The sequence below is a fragment of the Teichococcus vastitatis genome (assembly GCF_003604215.1).
In the GTDB taxonomy this organism is placed as follows: Bacteria; Pseudomonadota; Alphaproteobacteria; order Acetobacterales; family Acetobacteraceae; genus Pseudoroseomonas; species Pseudoroseomonas vastitatis.
This window is the reverse complement of record NZ_QXGS01000117.1, coordinates 1-2506: the sequence shown is the minus strand read 5'-3', so window position 1 is coordinate 2506 and position 2506 is coordinate 1. Positions and strand designations below refer to the sequence as shown.

Sequence of the window (2506 nt, the reverse complement as noted above, 5' to 3'; positions counted from 1 at the left end):
GCATTCGATAATGACTGCTGGCTGGCCAGCATGATCGAGGAAGAAGCAGCATGATCAATCAAGGTTCTTCGGCGGGGCCGCGCGAGAATGGCCGGTCCGGCGCGGTGGTGTTGCCCGAGGGTGCGCCGTCGCTGCGGTCTCGCATGTCCTGGGGTGCGGTGATCGCCGGCGCCATTGTTGCGGTGACGATCGGGCTGATGCTGAACGCGCTGGGCGCGGGGATCGGTGCCACGGCGGTGGATGCCGCGGCGCGCGACACGCCGGCGGCGTCGAGCTTCGGCATCGGCGCGGCCGTCTGGGTGCTGATCTCCAACCTGATCGGGCTGGCGGTGGGCGGCTACGTCGCTGCCCGGCTGTCCGGCACGGCGGACAACACCGACGGCACGCTGCACGGGCTGGCGGTATGGGGCACCACGTTCCTGATCTCGGCCGTGCTGCTCGGCAACCTGGTGGCGGGCGTGACCTCCACCGCGGTGAGCGGCGCCTCCAGCCTGGTCGGCAGCGTCGCCCAGGGGGCCGGATCGGCGGTGTCGGCGGTTGGCGAGCAGGCCGCGAACCGCACCGACACCGGCACGCTGCAATCAACGGCGCAGGGGCTGATCAACCGGGTGCAGGGTGCGCTGGACGGTGCCGGCCGCGATCCGGCGGCGATGAACAGCGACCAGCGCCGGGCCGAGATGGGCACGCTGGTGACGCGCCGCGTCACCGATGGCGAGTTGTCGCCGCAGGACCGCGAGCGGCTGAACCGCCTGGTGGCCGCCGAATACAACCTGAACCCGCAGGAAGCGCAGCAGCGCGTGCAGGAAGCCGAGCAGCAGGCCACCGAGGCGGCCCGCCAGGCGGAGGAGACCGCCCGCAACGCGGCCGACGCCGCGGCCACGGGTGCCGCGACCGCCAGCTTCGCGATCTTCGGCATCATGCTGCTGGGGGCCATCGCCGCCATTCTCGGCGCGCGCCGCGGCACCCGCCCTGTTGTGGCGCTGGGGAGCGGGCGTGTTGCCTGAACCCGGCGCGCCGGATCACCGGCGGGATGACGCGCCGCGCGCCGAGGAGGTTCTGCCCCTCGTCGAGGAGCGGCTGGTCATCACCAGGCGCCAGGTGGAGAGCGGCCGCGTCCGGATCGCGCTGACCACCGACACGGTGGAGGAAGCGGTGCGCGAGACGCTGCGCGGCCGGCATGCCGAGGTCGAGCGCGTTCCGTTCGGCCATGAGGTGGCGCAGGCGCCGCAGACCCGTCAGGAAGGCGATGTGCTCATCGTTCCCGTGGTGGAGGAGATCCTCGTGATCGAGAAGCGCCTGGTGCTGAAGGAAGAGATCCACCTGCGCTTCATCGACAGCGAGACCGTCGTGGAGCAGGCCGTCGAAAGGCGGGTGCAACACGCCAGGGTGGAAAGGCTGCAGCCGGAGGGAGACGCCCCCGCGGATCCCGGACCACGGCTCGCCAATCAAACAAGAGGACAGGAACCATGACGCATACCATCACCGCCATGTTCACCGACCGCGCCGCGGCCGATGCGGCCGTCAACCAGCTGGTCCAGCAGGTCGGCATCAGCCAGGGCCAGATCACCGTTCATGCGGCTGACGCGGCCTCCTCGGCCAGCACGGGCACCACAGGGAGCGAGGGCGGCCTGTGGGCATCCCTCAAGGAGCTCTTTGTGCCGGATGAGGACCGCTACGCCTATGCGGAGGGCATTCGCCGCGGCGGCACCGTGGTGTCGGTGAACGTGGACGACAGCACCCATGATGAGGCGATGAACATCCTGGAACACCAGGGCGCGGTGGATCTCGACGCGCAGGAAGCCGAGTGGCGCCAGTCGGGCTGGACCGGCTATCAGCCCGGTGCCACCACGGGCGTGGCCACCGGCGCGACCAGCGGCACGGCCGGCGGCTATTCCGACGAGGTCGGGATCGGCATGGCGCCCACCAGCGGCACTTATGCCGCGAGCGGCACGGGCACGGGCAGCAGCACCGGCGGAACCGTCGGCCACGGCGCCGCGCAGACCGGCATTGGCTCTGCCGGCCGGGAAGACGTGATCCCGGTGGTGGAGGAGCAGCTTCGCGTCGGCAAGCGCGACGTGGAGCGGGGCCGGGTGCGGGTGCGCTCCTACGTGGTCGAGACGCCGGTCACCGAGCAGGTGACGCTGCGGGACGAGCATGTGGACGTGCACCGCCGCGCGGTGGACCGCCCGGTGACGGACGCGGACCGACTGTTTGAGGAGCGGACCATCGAGGCGGTGGAGACGGATGAGGAAGCCGTAGTGGCCAAGGAAGCCCGCGTGACGGAGGAGCTGGTCATCCAGAAGGGCAGCACCGAGCGGGTCGAGACGGTGCAGGACACGGTGCGGCACACCGAGGTGGAGGTCGACGACGCCACCGGCCAGCCGCGCAGCACGGCAGCGACAGGGGTCAGCGGCACCTCGTCGAGCAACCCGCCCGGCACCGTCGCCAGCCGCACCGCCGACCAAACACTGGGCACCAACATCAGCGGAACAAACCCCAATAAGGG

Annotated in this window: 3 protein-coding genes; all 3 read left to right on the top strand. The window is 70.8% G+C overall.

Annotation, left to right across the window (positions count from 1 at the left end; translation table 11 throughout):
• Nucleotides 1-50: 50 nt before the first annotated feature.
• The gene (locus D2K64_RS23315) at nt 51-1004 is read left to right on the top strand and encodes a tellurite resistance TerB family protein (RefSeq protein ID WP_238384396.1); all 954 of its coding nucleotides are present in this window, start codon (nt 51-53) and stop codon (nt 1002-1004) included.
• Nucleotides 994-1470: a YsnF/AvaK domain-containing protein gene (locus D2K64_RS23310; protein WP_202910812.1), complete on the top strand. Its 477-nt coding sequence runs from the start codon at nt 994-996 to the stop codon at nt 1468-1470. The genes D2K64_RS23315 and D2K64_RS23310 overlap by 11 nt, the downstream gene beginning before the upstream one ends.
• Nucleotides 1467-2506: YsnF/AvaK domain-containing protein (locus tag D2K64_RS23305; RefSeq protein WP_120010785.1), on the top strand; the 1040-nt coding region annotated here is incomplete at its 3' end. The genes D2K64_RS23310 and D2K64_RS23305, both read left to right, overlap by 4 nt.